Below are 19,415 nucleotides of genomic sequence, written 5' to 3'. Positions count from 1 at the left end.
ATATCTCGAATCGAAGAATCAGAAGACCTTGTCGATACGCAAGGGGCACCTAAAACGCGAACTCCCCGTCGCCCTCTCCCATACCGGTGCTCCACCCGGTTTCGGTCCACTCGCCCAACACGATACCGTTCGACGGGTCGCCGCCCACCTCCATGTCGGTCATCACGTTGTTCGTCCATGGCAGCAATTCGAACATCGTCAGCACGGCCCCGCCGTCCTTGATCGTCACGTTGAACAGGTAGCGGTTCCCCGGCCGGAACTCCCGCCCGCTGACCGTAGCCGTATAGGTTCTGTAGAGGGATTGGTTTATCAGCACGTTGAAAGTCAGCGTCAGGTCGTCCTCCGGATCGCTGTTCGCTTCGCGCGGCAGAATCGTATCCAACACCGACGCCGTGTAATCATTGACCTGCGTGAAACGCGATCCCGGAATTTCCGAAACCCCGCTGTACGCCGTTCCGGCCACTCGCAGGCTGCCGCCCAGCCGGTAAGCCGCCGGCGAAGCGGCCAGTTTCCCGACCGTTACTCCGGCATCCTGCATCGACACGGCATATACGGTATGGGCATCCGCTTTCCGCGTCACGGTAAAATGCAGCTGGGAGGCCCGGTGCGTGAACAGGAGATCGACTTCGGTCCGCTTTCCGCTTACGAGGCGGGTTACGGCCCCGGTCGCGATCAGGTCGGTGCCGTGTTCCACTTGCAGTTCCGGACGCGCGGACATCTCCGCGGCCGGAGCATAGGCATAGAAGTCGTACTCCCCGGTGTGCAACTCCATGGGAGAGCCGCTCCCGGCGATTACGCCGCCCGACGCGTCGGTCGTACACGGCTCGAACGAGCCGTCGCTAAGGATTTTGTAGGTATTTTCGGTAACGTAGGTATCCGCCGCCGGATCGGCGGCAGCACTTCCCGGCGCACGTTTATAGACGAATACGCGCACGGTCGTACCTTCTGTCAGATTGATGTCGGCTTTGGTCGCTGCGGCTTGCAGGACAGTCGCCCCGGCGGCGGAGAACTCCACCGGACAGGTCTTGCCGTTTTCCGCGCCCGGATCGGGAAACGATCCGCCGCGTTTGCAGCTCCAGATGCCGGATATGCCGATACACAGCAATACAGCAAAGAAACGCTTCATATTTGCCTGGCTTGATTGGTTCGCACGCCCGGCCCGTCGGAGGGAGACGGACTTCGGCACGCTTTATGCTTTATATGTCGAAGGCTGTCGGAGCGGTAGCGTCCATCGAAGGGAAGATGGCCCGTTTCCGGCTGCCGACGACCTGGGGTTGTCTTAAGTTTTGTTTGTTTTGTTTGTTTTGTTTGTTTTGTTTGTCAAGGGCGGCAGGCGTGTTCCGGATCGAATCCGGCCGTTTGCCGTTCCTTAGTTTATTTTACCGCCTCGTACCCGCTCTCCCGATCCCCGCATCCAGGGCGTCTCGCCCCGCTCTCCGCACGCCTGCCTCGCCACCGCCGCTGTCCGTCGCATCCGCAGGCAAATGATAAAACCGGGGCGTACTGCCCGGGGGAATACGTCCCGGTCGAAACTATATCGGAGTGAGTCCGGCCGGCTTCCGCCGACCCGCAATCGATTTACTGAAGATCGACTTCGCCGCCATCCACGTCGGTCCAGTCCGTTACCTTACCGGTGAACGTGATGCCCGACTTGCCGAGTTTCAGCGTATATTTATAGTTATTGCCCGCAACCAAACCGTTTGCGAAAGCGGCATCGCCGCTCAACGATCCGGTACCGGTTTTGAGTTCTGCTGTATAGGTCTGGTCCGATACCCCGTCGTTATATACGATCTCGACCGTGATGCCGTTGCTCTTCAGCTCTTCTTCCGTCGAGGGGGCTACATAAGCGACCGCTTCGACATAGTTTTGCTGCGACGGTTTGGGAGAGTCGCCCCCGGCCTGCTGGACAGCTTTCAAGGTCATCGGATCTGCCTTCTGAATATCCGTTTCACCGGTAGGATTCCCGGTCAGCAGGTCGAGTTTGTAGGTTTCGTACAGCCCCTTGCCGGCACTGTAAATCTTGATCGATTTCACATCGGTATCGGTAATGCCGCTGGCGCCGACCGTAGTACCGTCGCCGATAATCGAGAAAGTGATCTTGGCGATTTTATACGTAAAATCCAATTGTTTGGCAGAAACCGGCTCCGGACGTACGATACCGTCCGATGACGCCCAGGCGAAACCGTAATCCGGCGCGGCGCTTTGGTCTTTCAGGCTCTTCGTCAGTACATAATCAGTCACACCGTCCGGCTGGTGCGGGAAATAGCTGGTAAACGAAAGTTCGTTATCCGTCGTACCCGTTCCCGGCCAGAACAGCGTTTTCGTACTGTTTTTTTCCGCGAATGCGTTGGTTTGCCAGGTATATTCCAAATTTTCCGCATTGCACCACAATGCGTTATCGGCTTCGTCGCTGCCATTGGTCGTCGGATGCGCGTCGGCTTTGAACGCGAAGACTCCCAACTTTTGGCTCGTCGATACGTCGCTTTGCGCTTTCGAGGGAGTCACCTCGACATCGGCCGTGGCGCCGAAAGAAACCGGCGCCTCCATATCCGGATATACCGGAGCGGCAGGCATTTCGAGCGGTTTTTTGTTACAGCCGACGGCCACCAGAGCCGTAGCTGCCAAAATCGAAACTTTTTTCATGGTTTGTTTTTCAGTTACGTATTATCCCGTATATTATCGACCGGCGGGCCTGAGCCGCCATGCGGAATCGCACATCGGCCCCGGCCATCCGGTCGGTTCCTGTCCGGCGGATTATTCGGCGGGAATCACCGTGCCCGTCTTATCGACCGGTACCCAGTCTTCGATGGTACCGGTGAACTGTACCTCTTTCTTGGTGATCTTGATCTTGAACTTGTATTCCTTGCCGGCTTCGATCGTCGGCAGGTAGTTTTCGCCGCTGGAGACATTTTCGCCCGTCGTCGATTTGTCGAGACGTGCCTTGAATACTTCGGCCGACTTGTTGCTGCCGGTCGTGATCCGAATGACGGCATCCTGGATACCGGTAGCCGGAATCAGGTAACCGGTTACGTGCGAAGTGGTCGTTGCGCCTGACTTGTTGTCGATCAGGTTCTGGAACTGGTAAGACTGCAAGGTACGCCCGCTGCCGCTGCCGTCCAGTTTGGTCGCGCTGCCCTGCTTTACGACGGCCGGGGAAGTTTCGTCCGCCTGCTTCAGGTCGAACGTATAGCCCTGGTACAGCCCCTCTTTGGCGTACAGCTCGATGGAGGTGATGTCTTCCACATTACCTGCGGCCTGATCCATCTCGATAGCCAGGCTCAGTTTCGCATTCGCGTATTTGAACTCCAAGTTTACGGGAGTGTTCGCACCGCCGTTGGTGGCCGCTTTGTCCGCCGTCTTATAATATGCGTACATCATCGGACCGGGATATGCTTCAGCCGGAGTTACGACCAGCGACATGTTGTCCTGAGAGAACAGAGCCGTCTGGTTGGCGAAGTCGTTGCTGGTCTCTTCATACGAAAAGGTGGAGGCGCTCATATTGACATCGCTCACGCTGGAGGTCGGGAAATAAGCGTAATAGTTATACGCCTGGCCGCCCGGCAGGTAATAGATCTTATTGTCGTTATCCGTAGCCGTGAACGATGCCTCGTACGGATCTTCTTCCTCTACGGAAGCGACTTTATAGGTCTTATTTTTGTACTGTACGGCGGTATTGGTCGGGAAAGCATCGCCTTCGTCGATTTTCTTACCGTCGAGCACGGCGTAGATGCCGATTTCGTCATTCACTTCGAAAGTGCTGCCTTTCGTTTGATCGACAGTCACTTTCGATCCGGGAACTACATCGGCGGCCCCGCTGGAGAAGATCACTTCGTTCGGGTCGGGGGCGTACGGGTTAGTCCCCATTTCCCGTTTCGAACAGCTGATCGCCGCAAGCGACGCAGCTGCCAAAAGGAGACTTTTTTTCATAATCTTTTTTGTTTTGTTTGTTTGACTTCGTGTTGATTTCGTTCTATCGGGTCCGGACTTTTCCCCGGTCTCCGTTTCATTCCGCGTAAATGGGGGGTACGCCGCCGGCCGCCACCCACTCTTCGATGGTTCCGCCGATACCGACCTCCACTTTACTGTCGATCGTAATCCTGTACGTATAGGCTTTGCCCGCTTCGTAAACCACCTGCGAACTTTCGGCGGGTATTTCGCAGAGATAGACTTTCGGACGGGGTGCGGCTCCGCCGTCGGTACCGATCGCAGGGGCCGGGTCGCCGAACGTCAGGCGGATCACCGGGTTACGGGCGGTACCCGGCACGATATACCCTTCGGTCCGCGCGGCCTCTTTCAACGGAGGGCGGAAATAGTAAGGTTCGGCCGCGGTAGCCGGCACTTCCCGGCCGCCGTTCGTCGCCACCGCCGCATGGTCGCCGAGGGTCAGGTCGATCACGCATTCCCGGTACAGCCCGTCTGCGGCGTAGAATTCCACCCGGCTCAGGGTATCTCCCATCATCCCGCGGTCGTAATCCACGTCGATGCCGATCTTGGCGAATACGTTCCGGAATTCCAGCGTCACCACGCCGTCGCCCGCTCCTTTCGCTTTCGCATTATTGGAATAGATATACGGCACGACAGCTCCGGCCTTGCGCTGGTCGGCAATGTTCCCCAGGTCGATCCGATAGGTGTTCCGATCGACGACGGCGTATCTCGGGGCCGGCCCCATGGCCGGATAGACCGCATAAAAGTCCAGTTTCGCGGAGGTCGTCGAGTACCGGATTTTGTCGCTTTCGGTTTTGGCCGCGAAATTGTTATTGTCGTCCGCCACATATCTCCGGTCTTTGGCCGGACCGCTGCCCTGAGTGTCGTACTCCCCGTGGATCGGGTTGCCGGCCAGCGGCGCGAATACGGCGATTTCGTCTCCCGCATCGAAGTTCGTCCCGGTCACTTTCGTCTCCGCGGCATTCGCGGGCCGGTAGGCCGCGAAACGCACCGAGCCGTCGTCGCGTACCCATTGCTCCGATTTGCATCCGGTTACCGCGACCGCCGACAAGAGTCCTATGAGAATCGTCTGCTTCATCGCTGTTCGTATTCCGGCACGCCGATAATGGGAGGTAGCCCGTCGTTGCCCGGTTCCCAGTCCACGATCGACGCTTCGCCGATCTGCGCTTCGCCGCCTCCTTTGAGCGTTACGTTATAAGTGTATTGGCGGCCCCGTTCATACGTGATGTCCCTGGGCCGGGCGACATAGGTGTGAGCCGGGGTAGTCACGCTTACCGTCAGGTCGCGGGCCGTCGCGGGCGCTACGGTCGCCGTGGTTTCCGCGCTTCCCGGACGCATGCCGATCGTCCCGCGTGCCGGGACGCCCGCAGCAGCGGTAACGCTCCCGTCCGCCATATGGAAATCGCACGCGGAGTATATCCCTTCCCCTTCGAGCGTCACGGCCGAGACGGCAGCCACGTCGCCGCCGGGCATCTCGTCGGGATCGTACTGGATGCGGATAATCACCTGCGCCATCGCATAACCGAATTCGAGGCCGACATAATTCGCCGTCCGGACGATCCGCTGCGCGTTGTCGGAATAGAGTACCGCATTTTTTTCGCCTGTACGCTGGTCGGCCAGATCCAGCGTAAGGAGGCCATCGGCCGTCATTTGTTCCGAATAGGGATAATAGCCTTTGAATGTCAGCGGGACGGAAGGATCGTCGGGGAAATAGAGCGGGACCTCTCCCTCGCGGACCAGCAATTCCCCATCCTGCATATACACATACGGTACGTTGCCTTTGGTGAAGTCGCCGGAACCGAACATCGGCCCGTCGGACGGGTATGAGAACATGCCGACCACGTCCCCCGGCTCGAAATTCTCGCCGGTCACGCGCGTCGCCGCGCCGCCCGTTTTCGAGAACCCTTCGCAGCTGAACTGCACCGGGAGTTTGGCGCCGCTTTCCATCCGCCCCATCGCACGTTTGCTGCATCCCCACAGCAATGCCGCGGAAAGGATCCAAACCACGTATGATAGTATTCTTTTCATAATCGTATTCCGGTTCCGCTACTGTCCCTCTATGTCTTCGCTCGCCCCCGGCTTCCAAGTGATGACGATCGTTACGAAACCGGCATTCAACCGCACGTCCAGGTTGGCTTCGATATCTATGTTCAGCTCTCCCTCCACGCTCTCCTCTTTCATCTGTTCGGTAATATCCTCGTGCAGCGTAATCATACGCCCCGATTCGGTCTCGAACTGCAAATGAAGGTCGTTCCTGAGATCCGGATTTTCGTCCGCTTCGTTCCCGAAGATCAGCATCGTGCCTCCGAGCGTCCCGTCCGCCTGATATTCCAGCCGGAAAGGGGATGCCGCCTCGTGTCCGCAAACGATTTCGCCGCTCGACAGTTCGACCATCGCCGCGACGTTGTCCAGCGTCCCTTTCACCTCTTCGATCTCGTCGGTGAGGCCGCTTACCGTAAAGCGGAAATTGACGGTTTTCACCCGCCTCTCCATCGGGAAGACTACCGTGGATACGGTATTCGCATCGTCCGTAATGGCCGGATCGCCCACCCTGATCTCCGGAATACTGCTCGAAAATATCCATCCCGGCTGGTAAATGACCGTATTGCCTTCGGCTTTGGACAACCCGTCGGACAGGTACGAGGACGAGGCCGGTTTGGCCACCATCTGCGTCGTCTCGTACTTATTGGAGTTCAGCACTTCGACATAATCGTTCACATTGACGCAGATCGCCTTGTACGTCCCCACATCCAGCAGCCCCAGCACCTGTCCTTCCTTGGGAATATCGTACTGGGCCTGAAGGGTCCCGTCTTCCCGGAACAGATATAGTTTGAGCGTAGCCGGAATCTTGTCGCCGCTTCCTTCGACCGCAGACCAATCCAACTCTACCTGCAACGGCAACCGGGCGATGCGCGTATAAGGCCGTTTCTTGCATCCGACGAAAGTCAGCACCGCCGCGACAGCCACTCCGACTGCCAACGCTGCCGACATATAACCGTATTTCGACCGGGTTTTCATTGATCTATCTCTCGTGTCGTCGCCGTGCATGTCTTATCCGAAACGTACCGCCCGCAGCACTGCGTTCTCTCCGACGTCCGGAATAGTGTTATTAATACATGCTTCGCAACTTAATTTTTGTCATAATATTTTCCGTACCTCTCCCTTCCCGTCCGCTCTCATGTCTTATTTATGCCCGATACGGAAAATCACCGTGGCATTGACTTTGGTCGGACCGATCCACGCCTTGGTCTTGTGTTCCATCCAAAGGTTTTTCTTCACGACCGGATTCCACTTGTATACGTCCATTTTGTTGCTGAGGTACCCCAGCCCGATACCGAATTCGAACGCCCAGCGCCTCCCTACGGGCATGTAGTAACCGTAGCTGATCCCCCCGCCTATCGCGGTACCCTGGCGTCCTTTCTCGTTCAGTTTGATGTCGAAATCCGCATACTGCCCGTACAGGCCGACCACATGTCCCGCCTCCGAACGGTCGTCGCCGAACCAATATCGGAATTCCGGCCCGCCGCCCGCCACGTATATCCCTTTGTCGCCGGTGTCGTTTTTTTTGTTCCAATAAGTGACCGCCCCTTCCAGCAAAATCGAGAAATGGCCGCCTATGTGGAACTCTATCCCTCCGTTCGGCGCCAGCATCAGCCAATACGGGATATTGGTACGCAACGAAACCACCTGGTCGATCGGTCCCGTATACCTGTCGCGCACGGCATAACTCCTGATTTTCTGCTGTCGGTGCGCACCTCCGGGCTGCCATACCGGGTAAGGATTCGTCACGATCGCCGCCCGTTGCCGTTCCCGCTGCGCTTCCGAAATGGTATCCGCCAGCAACTCCGTCAGCTCCGGCGTCACACCGAACTGCTCCTCCATCCGCACCGCCGGGCCGTATCCCTGCGCCGCATTCAGATAAGCCGTGAATTCGACCCGCCTCACTTTATTATATATATCGTCGCCTGCCAGCCACGGATCATCGTCCCCGCCGACCGCCTCTTCGTCGGTTTCATCTTCCGCCGGACGGATCTGCGACAGAATGGCGATACCTTCCAACTCGTTGTGCTCCAAAGTCCGGATCACATAATCCTTCACCGCAGCGATCCTCGCTTCGGCCAGCTCCCGGCTGCCGATCCGACTGTCCTCGGACGACGTATATGCCGTTACCACGACCGAATCGAAGCGGGCCGTCCGCAGCACTGCCACCCGTTTCGCCAAAGAATCGAACTGTTGGCGCTGCATCAGGTTCGGCCCGTAATGGAATACCAGATCGCTGCTGCCCATGACGAAATAGAACTTCAGCTTCTGCGGCTGAGTCAGATTCACGGTCGTCCCGCCCGAATAACTTCCGTACCGCGACTGGGCACGAAGTCCCGTCGCGCACAGCCCGGCGGCCGTCAATATCAGCACCGCCGTCAGACGTTTCGCATTACTCTTTATTCCGGATTGCTGCATACGTTAATTTTGCGGAACGGCGCGTTTTTTTTTTCACCTCCCCCTTGTGGTCGGCGGCGGAAGTTCCGGATATTTTCCTCATTCCCCCGACTCCCCGTAATTTCAGATACCGGTACATGCTCCGTTCGTTGCACCGTACGATATCGCATATGTCCCTTACCGTAAAATCGCCCCGGCAATACATCCTTACCGCCAGATCGAGCTTCTCGGCAGTCATTTTGATCGATCCTTTCGGCCGGCCGCCCTGAACGTATCCTTTTTCCGCGATCTGTTCCTTTTTCCGGCCGCGCCTGCCAGCCGCCAACGAAGGCACGAAACGGTGGATACGGTCCAGCAGAAGTTCGCCTCCGCCTTCGAACAATACTTCCCGGCACTCTTCCAGCCACACCTCGTCCAGAGACACCAGGGCGAAACGCCTGTGCGACCATACCAAAAACACCTCCAGCAGCTCTTCCACACCCCGGCAGACCATGCTCAACGAACAGACTACCAGTTTGTCGCCTTCATCCAACGATTCCGCAGCTTCCAAAAAGCGCTTTTTCGCCTTGTCCCGGCTTTCGGCCATCTCGATTCCATCGACACCGTATCGCCTCAGTCGGGCTATTTCCGCTCCCGTCCGATCGGTATCTTCCGTCATTATGACAAAACCTCTGACCATTTTTTTGCCTTCTGTCATTTTCAGCCCCGGCCTCTACCACATCCCCCTCTTTCCTCCCCAAATTTTTTCATATCACAACACGCTGAACGACTGAAAATTCCAAATCCCATGCAATTATCCAACCGAATCGCAAGAAGCCTCTCCCTGCCTAATATCTGACAACAAAAATACTGAAAGAAATTCCAAATGCAAATTTTCACCCGAATTTTGTCCGAAATACATCCGTTTGCGGTGCGTTAAAAAGCGAGTAAGGGCGATATTCCGTCATCTGTTCTCTCCGCTGAAATACAATTTAATGACATAATTAATTAAGGTAACTATGTACGACTTTACCTTTCTTAATATGCATACTTGATTCTCAGTGCATTTCGGCCCGCACCGGACTTTTGCCCGGAGTTGCATCGCCTCGTGGCCTCCGGCGCAGAACCGACCGGGATGGGCCGCATCTTAATATTGGGTACATCATACATATATGCGACTTTGCCCACAGCCGGGTAAAATCGTATCTTACCATTACCTTAATACAGAGACCGCGTTCCGGAGTTAATCGGGAAGAGTTTCCGCCGGCCGATACGCAGCCCGCAAACGACAAAAAAGTTATCTTTGTCACTCGATTCGTTACGACACATGAGATACAACAGCTTCGTATGCGCACTCGCAGCGCTGTCCGTTACGGCCTGCAATACCGAGCACGGCCCGGATGATCCGGGTAACTCCAAATGGATATCCCGCGTTGTGGAATACCGTCCCGCTCCCGGCCAGTTCATCAACACATTCCAAGGCAATGCGACGGCTGCGGAAGGTATCGTGGGAGGCAGGAACGGCTGCCTGTCGCTGGGAGGCTTCGGCGGTTATGTCATCTTTGAATTCGACCACGAAGTGCGAAATATCGACGGCACCGACTTCGTGATTTTCGGCAACGCTTTCGACGGCAATTCGGAACCGGGCATCGTGGAGGTCAGTCCCGACGGCAATGTCTGGTACCGCCTGCAAGGTTCCGAAGACGGCGCAGCCGGAACCTTGCAGGACTATACGATCGCCTATACCAAGCCCGCCCAGACCGAAACAGCGGAAGACGTACCGTGGAGCGATAACCGAGGCGGGCGGGGAACCGTGCGTACCGTTACGTACCATACCCAGCCGTACTGGCCATTGTTTCTGCCCGGAAATCCTCAGGAACTGAGCTTTTCCGGTGTCCGCCTGCCGGACAATTCGTCCTGGAGCGAAAGCGGCAATAAATACGTACAGACCGCTTTTGCATGGGGGTATGCCGACAACTGGTCGGCCGACTACAACGAAATGGTCGGCAACGACCCCGATACGCGGGCCAGCAATAAATTCGACCTCGACAATGCGGTCGATAGGGACGGAAATCCCGTCGTGCTGACCGCCATCCGGCAAATCAAAGTCTATACCGCCCTGAACCAGTGGGTGGGCAACGGAGTCGGCGAGACTTCGACCGAAGTCTGCGGTGCTTTATCGCTTTCCGCCGATTTATAAACCGCCGTTTTCCGTATCCCTTCTCCGAAAAGATTGGATCACTGTCCGAAAGCGGCTCCGCCCAGATCGCGTCGGATAGGTTGTTTTCCCGGAAACTCACGGTTTCCGCCGATTCATCACACAGTCTCCGGCGTGCCGAAAGATTCCCGGGACAGTCGTTTCTTTGTCTCGCAGGAATTCTCGTATTGTGCCCCGAACCTCTCTGCGAAGCGAACCCAGGCGCCGATCATCTGGCGAACCGGCAATACGGTACAGTCGGGTTTTCAGCCTCTACCTGCAGGATACAATATATTTTAGTGTACGGTTATTTGTCCGCGTAGCGGTCAGCCCGGAGCCCCCCGGCGAAGGACTGCAACACTCGCCAAGCTCGGTCTGGCCCTCGCTGGCTCCGGGGCGAAAAATAGATAAATTACAAATTTAACCGTATGTTTGTTTGACCATAGTCGTAGCCTGCGGAGAATAGGGTACTTACAGCCCGGCTCGAATGCCGCTCGGCACCGGGCCTCCGCTGCGGGAGGCTGCGGCCCGCGCGACCTAAAGGTCGCAAAGGCTGTTCCTGCCATTTAACTGTAAATTAAATAAGTAGTGCTCTCTGCTGAATAGCTGAGGCGTCAGGAGGAACCGGGCAGCGTACCGAGACCAGAGACCGTTTGAGGATTACGGAGAGCCACCGCGAGGAAGCCACCGGCAAATTGCAGGTAAAAAAGAAGATGCCTCGCCGGCTTGAGGCGTCCGGAGAAGCAGATGCCTTCGCGGCACGAGCGGGCGAAGAAAAATAAACGCCCGTCGGCGAAAGACATTTATGTCATCGAACCGGAATACCGCAAGCCCGGCTGGAGTTTACCGAGGACGGACGTAAGTCCGAATCGTCGCGACGGCGACCAAGGCGATGGCCAGCATAAAGAGCAGAACGAGCAGTTCTTCGCGGGCGGTACGGCTATCGGTCAGGACATTGCTTAGAGGGTCGTGGTCGGCCTCCCGCCACCGAGGCAGGTGGTTCATGGGCCATTTGCCCATGATGGTGCCGTCGTGCAGCAGAATGGCGCCGCCGATCCGGTGCTGGATCATGGTGTGCAGTACCGTGTAGTCGCTTTCGAGCGGTTCGATGCCGTTCTCGGCCAGCGACGGAGGCAATCCTGCGGCGCTCAAAGCGACTGCGCGTCCTCCGTAGCGATGAATGTAGGCTGCCAGCGCAGACATGTCCGGTTCGTAGCGCGGGTCGTAATCGTTCACGACGAAGAGCAGGGTATAGCCTTTGCGTTCCAGTATCTCGGCCGAACGGTCGATGTTGCCTTCGAACATCGGTACGGTTTTGATTTCCGGCGCAGTGCTCTGGCCGATCGTCCGGGTATCGACGTATTCCCAGCGCGAGGAGTCGTACCACGTGGTGTCTTCGATGCTGAATTCATGCAGCGTGCCGTCCTGCCTGTCTTTGTAAACCAGGATGGTCTGCATCTGGTTTTCGTGCACAGTCATGGCGTGCGGGATGTTTACCCCGATTTTGAACGGCGTGGGGTCGATGGGCGGCAGATAACTGTAACAATAGATACTCAGTCCCAGGCTCGCCGGTATCAGTACGGCATAGGTCAGCCCGGTCCGCAGGGGGGAGGGGTTGAGTTTCCGCTGGCTGTTCCGGGCCAGGAAGACGATAACGGAGAAGGGGTAGAAGACGAGGTTTTTAAAGAAAGTCTCCCAGTTGGTCAGATGGATCAGGTCGCCGAAACACCCGCAGTCGCTCACCGGGTTGGCGATGGCCAGCCAGAGGGTCAGCAAAGTGAAGAAGCTCATGGCTGCGAAAGCGAGCCAGGCCGTCAGGCGCCGTGAAATGCCGCTCAGCAGCATGAATCCGACCAGTAGTTCCAGCGAGGGCAGCAGGATGGCTCCGGTGCTGTCGAATATCCGCAGGAAGTCGAGGCCCATGGCGGAGAAGTACTCTCCGAGTTTGATCGAGAGGCCGAACGGGTCGATGGCTTTGGAGGCTCCCGAAAGAATGAAGAGGGCGGCCAGATGGTAACGGGCCACGGCGACCAGTTTGCCGGAAATGTGGTGTGCGGCTTTCGGGTGGCGTTCTTTAAAAGTATCGAGCAATTTCATCGGCTATTTTATTGAAAATGGCGTCGGGAGGGAGCATGCCGCCGGTTTGCGCGTCGCCGCAGCCGATGATCCGGAAATCCGGATCGTCGGCCGCGCAGGAGAGGTAAATCTCCCGGACGTTCCGTTGCAGGGCCAGCGAGGCTTCGTGGATGTCCGTTTTCCCTTTCAGATAATCCCGGTCGCTGCCTTCGCGCTGTTCGGCGAGTTTCTGTTCGGTAAAGGAGAAGGGTACGTCCAGAAAAAGGGACAGATCCGGCTTCGGAATCCGGTTGTGCGTATATTCGAGGTCCAGAATCCAATGTTTCAGGGCGTTGCGCTCGCCGGAAAGGATCTCTGGCGGGAGTTTCGCGCATTGGTAGGCGATGTTGGAATAGACGTAGCGGTCTACGATTACGGCTTTGCCGTCGGCCTGCCAGCTTCGGATCAATGGGGCGGCTTGCTGCCGGTCGCCGGCGTAGATGAGTGCGACCAGATAGGGGTTTACTTCGTCCAGTGCCCCCAGTTCGCCGCGAAGGAACCGTGCGACGAGGTCGCCGTAAACCGGTGCGTCGAAGCGGGGAAAGTGGAGGTACTCGACCGTTTTTCCGTATCGTTCGGCCAGCAGGCGGCGCATCAGGCCCACCTGGGTGGATTTGCCGGCTCCGTCGAGCCCTTCGATAACGATGAACATGGTTTTCCGGGGTAAGTGGGGTTTCGGGTTATGAGGAAAAGGGTGCTTACCGCAACATGCCGACCGCTTTTTTTACCGCGGCCACGGCGGTGTCTATCTCTTCCGCCGTATTGTACAGGCCGATGGAGAGGCGGCACATGGCCGTCAGGCCGTAGTGGGTCATGACCGGTTCGGCGCAGTGGGTGCCGGTGCGTATGGCCACGCCCAGCTTGTCGATAATCATGCCGATGTCGGCGGGATGGGTCCCTTCGACGGTAAACGACACGATGGGGCTTTTGCCGGGTACGGTGCCGTAGATGCGGAGTCCGTCCACTTCCCGGACGAGCCGGTCCGCGGCGCGTTCCAGCAGGGCGTTTTCGTGGTCGTAGAGCCATTCGGAGTCCAGACTGCTGAAATATTCGATGGCGGCGCCCAGACCGATCGCTCCGATGTAGTTGGATGTCCCGGCTTCGAATTTCAGCGGCAGCTCGGCGAAGGTGGTGCCCTGCGGCAGCGTGACGGTACCGACCATGTCGCCGCCGCCCATGTACGGCGGCAGGGCATCCAGCCATTTTTCTTTGCCGTACAGCACGCCGATGCCTGTGGGACCGTAGAGCTTATGGCCGGAGAAAGCGTAAAAGTCGCAATCCAATGCCTGTACGTCGGTCAGCCCGTGTACGATACCCTGGCAGCCGTCCACCAGTACGGGAATGCCGCGGGCATGGGCGAGATCGATGATCCGCCGCAGGTCGGGCATAGTGCCCAATACGTTGGACGCCTGGGTCACCGCGACGATGCGGGTTCGTTCGTCGATCAGTCCGGGCAGCAGATCGAGCCGCAGGGCGCCTTCGTCGTCGAAAGGCAGTACCCGCAGTTCCGCTCCTTTGCGTTCTGCGACGAATTGCCACGGAACGAGGTTGGAATGGTGTTCCATCTCGGTGACGAGGAGGTTGTCCCCTTCGCGCACGAATCGCTCTCCGAAACTGGAGGCTACCAGATTGATGGATTGCGTGGCGCCGCTGGTGAATACGATTTCCCGGACGGATGCGGCGTTGAGCAGGCCCCGGACCTGTTCCCGTGCGGCTTCGTAGCGTGCGGTGGTCTCTTCGGCCATGTAATGGATGCCCCGGTGTATGTTGGCGTTCAGGGTCCGGTGCAGGCTATCTATGGTGCGGATGACGGTTTCCGGTTTCTGGGCCGTGGCCGCGGTATCCAGATAGACCAGCGGTTTGCCGTTCACCGCGGAGGCGAGGATCGGAAAGTCCGAACGTATTTCTGAGAGCGTTTTCATAGTCCGGGATTATATGTTCAGCAGCCGTCTCGATACTTTTTCGTGCAGCAGGTGCCCCAGGTCTTCGATGTGGCTGTGGTCGATGATTTCGTCGATGAAGCCTTCGATTTGCAGCCGCCGGGCGACTTCGAGGCCGATCCCGCGCTGGCGCATGTAGTAGATCGCTTCGGGATCGAGCCGGCCGATGGTGGCCCCGTGGTTGCATTTCACGTCGTCGGCGTAGATTTCCAGCTGGGGCCGGGTGTCGATTTTTGCCTTGTCGCTCAGTACGATATTGTGGTTTTCCTGCAAGGCGACGGTCTGTTGCGCGTTTTTGGCCACATGGATCTGGCCGGTGAATACGGCGTGGGATTCGTCTTCGGCTACACCTTTGAACAATTGGTTGCTCGTGCAGTGGGGCACGGCGTGGTACATCCGGATATGGTTGTCGCAATGTTGGGTGCCGTCGGTGATGTAAACGCCTTCGAGATCGCATTCGGCGCCTTGTTCGGTCAGGTAGATGAACTGGTTGCGCCGCAGGAGCGCGTTGTCGAGGTCGATGGTGGTCACTTTGACGTGCGAGTCGCCGCGTTGCCGGTTCAGTATGGTGCCGAAACAGGTCGCCTGAGTTTCGGTCACTTCGATGATTTCGGCCTGCGCACCGGCTGCGGCGTCCACGACGGTCAGCGCGTTGATGACGGTCCGGTCGGGACAGGTGACCGGATGCTGGTAGAGGGCGATTCGTACCTGGGCGTTCCGTCCGATCCGGACGGTGTTGCGCAGCACGCATTTCCCTCCGTTGCCGGGATAGCGCAGGTGTACGTATAGCACGCCGTCGGCGCGGAAATTGTCCGGGATGTCGATCTGTATGCCCTGCGCCCGGTTGTCCGGGGTGCCGAGGTTGTCGGCGACGAGCGGGTCTTCGGCGAGGTGTTTTTCCGATGCGGCGATCGTCTGCTCCAGCTCTTCCGACGTGGCGACGGCTTTCCGGCACAGGCAGGCGTTCGCCTGGATTTCAATCTCCGCGAAGACGAGGCCCGGATCGCCGCCTCCCGTTCCGAGGGGAGCGGCGAGCCGGCTGAGCGGCGTGTATTTATAGCGTTCTTTCAGTGTCCTGTCCATGGTTTACTCCTCCTTGTCGCCGTATTCGCGGATCAGCCAGTCGTAGCCGCGTTCTTCCAGTTCTTTGGCCAGTTCCTTGCCGGCCGAGTAGATGATCCGGCCGTGGTACAGTACGTGCACTACGTCGGGCACGATGTAGTCCAGCAGCCGCTGATAGTGGGTGATGACGATCGTGGCGTTGTCGGGCCGTTTGAGGCGGGCGACGCCGGTCGCCACCACGCGCAGGGCGTCGATGTCCAACCCGCTGTCGGTCTCGTCCAGCACGGCGAGTTTCGGCTCCAGCATGGCCATCTGGAAGATTTCGTTCCGTTTCTTTTCTCCGCCCGAAAAACCTTCGTTCACGGCGCGGTTCATGAGTTTGTCGCCCAGTTCGACGATTTCGCTTTTCTGACGCATCAGGCGCAGGAAATCTCCCGACGAGATGGGTTCTTCTCCTCGGAAAGCCCGCTGCTGGTTCATGGCCAGCCGCAGGAAGTTGGCCATCGAGACGCCGGGTATTTCGACCGGATACTGGAATCCGAGGAAAAGGCCGGTGGCGGCCCGTTCTTCGATGCTCATATCCAACAGGTTCCGCCCGAGGAACGTTACGTTCCCTTCGGTTACGGCGAATCGTTCGTTTCCGGCCAGCACCGAGGCGAGGGTCGATTTGCCGGATCCGTTCGGCCCCATGATGGCGTGTACTTCGCCGGCGTTCACGGTCAGGTCGATTCCTTTCAGTATCTCTTTCCCTTCTTCGGCTACCGTAGCGTGAAGGTTCTTGACTTCCAATATGTTGTTCTGACTCATATCTCGTTTCTGTTTGTATGCTTTTGACAGGTTATCCTACGCTGCCTTCCAGCGAGAGCGAAAGCAGTTTCTGAGCTTCGACGGCGAATTCCATCGGAAGTTGGTTCAGCACCTCTTTTGCGTAGCCGTTTACGATCAGTCCCACGGCCTCTTCGGTGGAGATGCCGCGCTGGTTGCAGTAGAAGAGCTGGTCTTCGCTGATTTTCGAGGTGGTGGCTTCGTGTTCCACGGTGCTGGAGGGGTTGCCGCACTCGATATAGGGGAAAGTGTGGGCGCCGCATTTGTCTCCGATCAGCAGGGAGTCGCACTGGGAGTAGTTTCGGCATCCGGTGGCGGTTTTGGCTACGCGCACCAGCCCGCGGTAGGAGTTCTGCGAAAATCCGGACGAAATGCCTTTGCTGACGATGCGGCTGCGGCTGTTTTTGCCGAGATGGATCATCTTGGTGCCCGTGTCGGCTTGTTGGTAATTGCCGGTCAGAGCTACGGAGTAGAATTCCCCGACGCTGTTGTCGCCGGCCAGGATACAGGAGGGGTACTTCCAGGTGATGGCCGATCCGGTTTCGACCTGAGTCCAGCTGAGGCGGGCGTTGTCGCCTTTGCAGATGCCGCGTTTGGTCACGAAATTGAATACGCCGCCTTTTCCTTCTTTGTCGCCGGGGTACCAGTTCTGTACGGTGGAGTATTTTACTTCGGCGTCTTTTTCGACGACGATTTCGACAATGGCGGCGTGGAGCTGGTTCTCGTCGCGGATGGGGGCGGTGCAGCCTTCGAGATAGCTGACGTAGGCTCCTTCGTCGGCCACGATCAGCGTCCGTTCGAATTGTCCGGTGCCGGCCGCGTTGATCCGGAAGTAGGTGGAGAGTTCCATCGGGCAGCGTACGCCTTTGGGAATATAACAGAACGAACCGTCGGAAAAGACGGCGGAGTTCAGCGCAGCGAAAAAGTTGTCGGTATAGGGGACGACCGATCCCATGTATTTCCGCACGAGGTCGGGATGGTTCCGGACCGCTTCGGAGAAGGAGCAGAATATGATGCCTTTTTCGGCCAGGTTCTCCTGAAAAGTGGTCTTGACGGAGACGGAGTCGATCACGGCATCGACGGCTACGCCGGAGAGGGCTTTCTGTTCGTCGAGCGGGATGCCGAGTTTTTCGAAGGTGGCCCGCAGTTCGGGATCGACTTCGTCCATGCTGCTTTTGAGTTTTTTGTCTTTACGGGGGGCGGCATAGTAGATGATCTCCTGGTAGTCGATCGGCGGGATGGTCAGGTGGGCCCAGTCCGGCATGGTCATGGTCTGCCATTTCCGGTAGGCTTTGAGCCGGAAGTCGAGCAGCCATTCGGGTTCTTCCTTGAGGGCGGATATTTTGCGGATGATCTCTTCGCTCAATCCTTTGCCGATGGTTTCGGTGTCGATGTCGGCGGTGAATCCGTATTTGTATTCGCTTTGCGCGGCGTTTTCGATGATCTCTCTTTCTTCCATGTAAAGGATGGTTTTACAGCTTCGGGTACCCTGCAAACGGGGTGCCGCTTGTGTAAATTTCACAAAGATACTAAAAAATGGGAGCGGATGAAATCTTCATCCGCTCCCATTGCGTATCCTTGAATCTCCGACGAGCGGGACGTTATTCGCCCTGCATCGATTTGTAGAGATCGTTGTAGTGTTTGTATTTGGCTTCCATTTCGGGACCTTCGTCCTGTTTTTGGTAGTATAACCCTTTGAGCAGCTCGACGATGGCGATCTCTTTCGGGTTGAGTTCGTGGGCTTTTTCGAGCAGCTCGATGGCGCTTTCGTAGAAAGGAATGGCCTGGTCGATCAGGGCGTTGTATCCTTTCACGTCGTTGATGTCGAGTTTTTGGGCCTGTTCGACGAATTTGTCCCCTTTACGGGCTTTCATGATCCCGGCGTTCATATAACCGATATAGTTGTCCGGTTCGATTTCGGTCGCTTTCAGGAATGCGGCTTCTGCTTTTTCCGACTCGCCCATCTGTTCCCACAGGGAGCCTTCGAGCATGTAAAGGGCGCCGTTTTTCGGATCGAGTTCTTTGGCTTTGTCGAGCATGGCGACGACTTTGTCCGGGCTGCGTTTGGTCTGGACGTAGAGGTCGATGAGCTGGGTCACCAGCTGGTTGTTGGTCGGGTATTTGACGGTGGCCGCTTCGAGCGTGGCGATCGCGTCTTCTTCCTTGCCTTGCTGTTGCTGGATATAGGCGATATAGGAATCCACGCCGCCCTGCTGGTCGTAACCGATTTCACGGGCTTTGTTCAGGTATTCCAACGCTTTGTCATATTCGCCGGCTTCGTTATAGGCGACGCCTGCATAGTAGATCATGACCGAATCGACGTTCCCGAGCATTTGGTTGGTTTCGGCGGCTTTGACGAACAGGTTGGCCGCATCGGCTTTCTTGTCGAGGTTGTAAAGGTTCATCCCGTTGGTATTGAACTGGTTGAGCAGGTTCGTGGCAACGAGATACCCTTTGCTGCTGAATGCGGCGGGGTCGATTTCGTAGGCTTTTTTCAGGGCGTCGAAAGCGCCGTTCAGGGCGCCCGGCCGGAATTCGTTCTTGGTGTTCCAGAACGCTACCGATCCGTTTTCGTCCACGTAGATGTCGTAGTTTTCGAACGAGTACTTTTTGTGGGGCTTTCCGGATACTTCGACCTCGACGATCTCTGCGGGTTCTTCTCCGATCAGGTTGAGCGACTGTTCGATGGAAAAACCGGCGATCAGTTCCTTGGTGTAGGCGTTAGAGGCGGCCAACAGGGCGTCCGCACGCTCGATCCAGGTATTGACCGATGCGGCTTTCTTGGCGTCGGCTACGGCTTCGTCGCTTTTGGTCAGCCGTTTGTTCAGATTGTCCAGCTCTTTGGTCTGGGAGCTTGCGGCCAGCGTGGTAGCGGCGGCGGCAAGGATCAAAAAGAGTTTTTTCATGGTTTATAG

Annotated in this window: 16 protein-coding genes; 1 reads left to right on the top strand and 15 read right to left on the bottom strand. The window is 57.2% G+C overall.

The window, feature by feature from the left end; all coding sequences use genetic code 11:
* Window positions 1-49 precede the first annotated feature (49 nt).
* From RIKMI_RS0100925 to RIKMI_RS14740, 8 genes are all read right to left on the bottom strand, one after another.
* Window positions 50-1,126, bottom strand: a complete 1,077-nt coding sequence (locus RIKMI_RS0100925) for a BF2992 family fimbrillin-A clan protein (protein WP_027290106.1) — start codon at window positions 1,124-1,126, stop codon at window positions 50-52.
* Between the two features lie 452 nt (window positions 1,127-1,578).
* Window positions 1,579-2,643, bottom strand: a complete 1,065-nt coding sequence (locus tag RIKMI_RS0100920) for a fimbrillin family protein (RefSeq protein ID WP_027290105.1) — start codon at window positions 2,641-2,643, stop codon at window positions 1,579-1,581.
* A gap of 111 nt (window positions 2,644-2,754) precedes the next feature.
* On the bottom strand, window positions 2,755-3,927 hold the full coding sequence (locus tag RIKMI_RS0100915; protein ID WP_027290104.1) for a fimbrillin family protein: 1,173 nt from the start codon (window positions 3,925-3,927) through the stop codon (window positions 2,755-2,757).
* Between the two features lie 76 nt (window positions 3,928-4,003).
* Window positions 4,004-5,023 carry a fimbrillin family protein gene (locus RIKMI_RS0100910; RefSeq protein ID WP_027290103.1) on the bottom strand — a complete coding sequence of 340 codons (1,020 nt, stop codon included), beginning with the start codon at window positions 5,021-5,023 and terminating at the stop codon, window positions 4,004-4,006.
* Entirely contained in the window at window positions 5,020-5,973 is a 954-nt protein-coding gene (locus RIKMI_RS0100905) for a fimbrillin family protein (RefSeq protein ID WP_084135126.1), read from the bottom strand. Before RIKMI_RS0100905 ends, RIKMI_RS0100910 begins: the two co-directional genes overlap by 4 nt.
* A gap of 18 nt (window positions 5,974-5,991) precedes the next feature.
* On the bottom strand, window positions 5,992-6,963 hold the full coding sequence (locus RIKMI_RS0100900) for a DUF5119 domain-containing protein (protein WP_027290101.1): 972 nt from the start codon (window positions 6,961-6,963) through the stop codon (window positions 5,992-5,994).
* A gap of 165 nt (window positions 6,964-7,128) precedes the next feature.
* Complete coding sequence (locus RIKMI_RS0100895; RefSeq protein WP_084135124.1) at window positions 7,129-8,403, bottom strand: DUF3575 domain-containing protein; 1,275 nt, start codon at window positions 8,401-8,403, stop codon at window positions 7,129-7,131.
* A complete protein-coding gene (locus RIKMI_RS14740) occupies window positions 8,378-9,040 on the bottom strand; it encodes a hypothetical protein (RefSeq protein WP_156877448.1) in 663 nt (220 codons plus the stop codon). Before RIKMI_RS14740 ends, RIKMI_RS0100895 begins: the two co-directional genes overlap by 26 nt.
* Before the next feature lie 648 nt (window positions 9,041-9,688).
* Here RIKMI_RS14740 and RIKMI_RS0100885 point away from each other — a divergent pair.
* A complete protein-coding gene (locus RIKMI_RS0100885) occupies window positions 9,689-10,561 on the top strand; it encodes a hypothetical protein (RefSeq protein WP_027290098.1) in 873 nt (290 codons plus the stop codon).
* An 840-nt stretch (window positions 10,562-11,401) separates the two neighbouring features.
* Here RIKMI_RS0100885 and RIKMI_RS0100880 read toward each other — a convergent pair.
* The 7 genes from RIKMI_RS0100880 to RIKMI_RS0100850 form a co-directional block, all read right to left on the bottom strand.
* Window positions 11,402-12,655 carry a BT_3928 family protein gene (locus tag RIKMI_RS0100880; protein WP_027290097.1) on the bottom strand — a complete coding sequence of 418 codons (1,254 nt, stop codon included), beginning with the start codon at window positions 12,653-12,655 and terminating at the stop codon, window positions 11,402-11,404.
* A complete protein-coding gene (locus tag RIKMI_RS0100875) occupies window positions 12,633-13,325 on the bottom strand; it encodes a nucleoside/nucleotide kinase family protein (protein ID WP_027290096.1) in 693 nt (230 codons plus the stop codon). The genes RIKMI_RS0100880 and RIKMI_RS0100875 overlap by 23 nt, the downstream gene beginning before the upstream one ends.
* Before the next feature lie 46 nt (window positions 13,326-13,371).
* Window positions 13,372-14,595, bottom strand: coding sequence for an aminotransferase class V-fold PLP-dependent enzyme (locus tag RIKMI_RS0100870; RefSeq protein WP_027290095.1), 1,224 nt, complete (start codon window positions 14,593-14,595; stop codon window positions 13,372-13,374).
* 9 nt (window positions 14,596-14,604) lie between these two features.
* On the bottom strand, window positions 14,605-15,696 hold the full coding sequence (sufD, locus tag RIKMI_RS14160) for a Fe-S cluster assembly protein SufD (protein WP_051214178.1): 1,092 nt from the start codon (window positions 15,694-15,696) through the stop codon (window positions 14,605-14,607).
* Between the two features lie 3 nt (window positions 15,697-15,699).
* Window positions 15,700-16,467, bottom strand: coding sequence for a Fe-S cluster assembly ATPase SufC (gene sufC, locus RIKMI_RS0100860; RefSeq protein ID WP_027290094.1), 768 nt, complete (start codon window positions 16,465-16,467; stop codon window positions 15,700-15,702).
* A gap of 46 nt (window positions 16,468-16,513) precedes the next feature.
* A complete protein-coding gene (gene sufB / locus RIKMI_RS0100855; RefSeq protein ID WP_027290093.1) occupies window positions 16,514-17,959 on the bottom strand; it encodes a Fe-S cluster assembly protein SufB in 1,446 nt (481 codons plus the stop codon).
* Window positions 17,960-18,101: 142 nt separating this feature from the next.
* Window positions 18,102-19,406, bottom strand: coding sequence for a tetratricopeptide repeat protein (locus tag RIKMI_RS0100850; RefSeq protein ID WP_027290092.1), 1,305 nt, complete (start codon window positions 19,404-19,406; stop codon window positions 18,102-18,104).
* Between the last annotated feature and the right edge of the window lie 9 nt (window positions 19,407-19,415).

The sequence above is a fragment of the Rikenella microfusus DSM 15922 genome, from assembly GCF_000427365.1.
GTDB lineage: Bacteria > Bacteroidota > Bacteroidia > Bacteroidales > Rikenellaceae > Rikenella > Rikenella microfusus.
This window is presented reverse-complemented; position numbering and strand designations above follow the sequence as displayed.

What these genes read in the sequence shown, in the direction of transcription:
- RIKMI_RS0100925 (WP_027290106.1), bottom strand. Translation starts at nt 1,126, where the DNA reads ATGAAGCGTTTCTTTGCTGTATTGCTGTGTATCGGCATATCCGGCATC.
- RIKMI_RS0100920 (WP_027290105.1), bottom strand. Translation starts at nt 2,643, where the DNA reads ATGAAAAAAGTTTCGATTTTGGCAGCTACGGCTCTGGTGGCCGTCGGC.
- RIKMI_RS0100915 (WP_027290104.1), bottom strand. Translation starts at nt 3,927, where the DNA reads ATGAAAAAAAGTCTCCTTTTGGCAGCTGCGTCGCTTGCGGCGATCAGC.
- RIKMI_RS0100910 (WP_027290103.1), bottom strand. Translation starts at nt 5,023, where the DNA reads ATGAAGCAGACGATTCTCATAGGACTCTTGTCGGCGGTCGCGGTAACC.
- RIKMI_RS0100905 (WP_084135126.1), bottom strand. Translation starts at nt 5,973, where the DNA reads ATGAAAAGAATACTATCATACGTGGTTTGGATCCTTTCCGCGGCATTG.
- RIKMI_RS0100900 (WP_027290101.1), bottom strand. Translation starts at nt 6,963, where the DNA reads ATGAAAACCCGGTCGAAATACGGTTATATGTCGGCAGCGTTGGCAGTC.
- RIKMI_RS0100895 (WP_084135124.1), bottom strand. Translation starts at nt 8,403, where the DNA reads ATGCAGCAATCCGGAATAAAGAGTAATGCGAAACGTCTGACGGCGGTG.
- RIKMI_RS14740 (WP_156877448.1), bottom strand. Translation starts at nt 9,040, where the DNA reads ATGACGGAAGATACCGATCGGACGGGAGCGGAAATAGCCCGACTGAGG.
- RIKMI_RS0100885 (WP_027290098.1), top strand. Translation starts at nt 9,689, where the DNA reads ATGAGATACAACAGCTTCGTATGCGCACTCGCAGCGCTGTCCGTTACG.
- RIKMI_RS0100880 (WP_027290097.1), bottom strand. Translation starts at nt 12,655, where the DNA reads ATGAAATTGCTCGATACTTTTAAAGAACGCCACCCGAAAGCCGCACAC.
- RIKMI_RS0100875 (WP_027290096.1), bottom strand. Translation starts at nt 13,325, where the DNA reads ATGTTCATCGTTATCGAAGGGCTCGACGGAGCCGGCAAATCCACCCAG.
- RIKMI_RS0100870 (WP_027290095.1), bottom strand. Translation starts at nt 14,595, where the DNA reads ATGAAAACGCTCTCAGAAATACGTTCGGACTTTCCGATCCTCGCCTCC.
- sufD (WP_051214178.1), bottom strand. Translation starts at nt 15,696, where the DNA reads ATGGACAGGACACTGAAAGAACGCTATAAATACACGCCGCTCAGCCGG.
- sufB (WP_027290093.1), bottom strand. Translation starts at nt 17,959, where the DNA reads ATGGAAGAAAGAGAGATCATCGAAAACGCCGCGCAAAGCGAATACAAA.
- RIKMI_RS0100850 (WP_027290092.1), bottom strand. Translation starts at nt 19,406, where the DNA reads ATGAAAAAACTCTTTTTGATCCTTGCCGCCGCCGCTACCACGCTGGCC.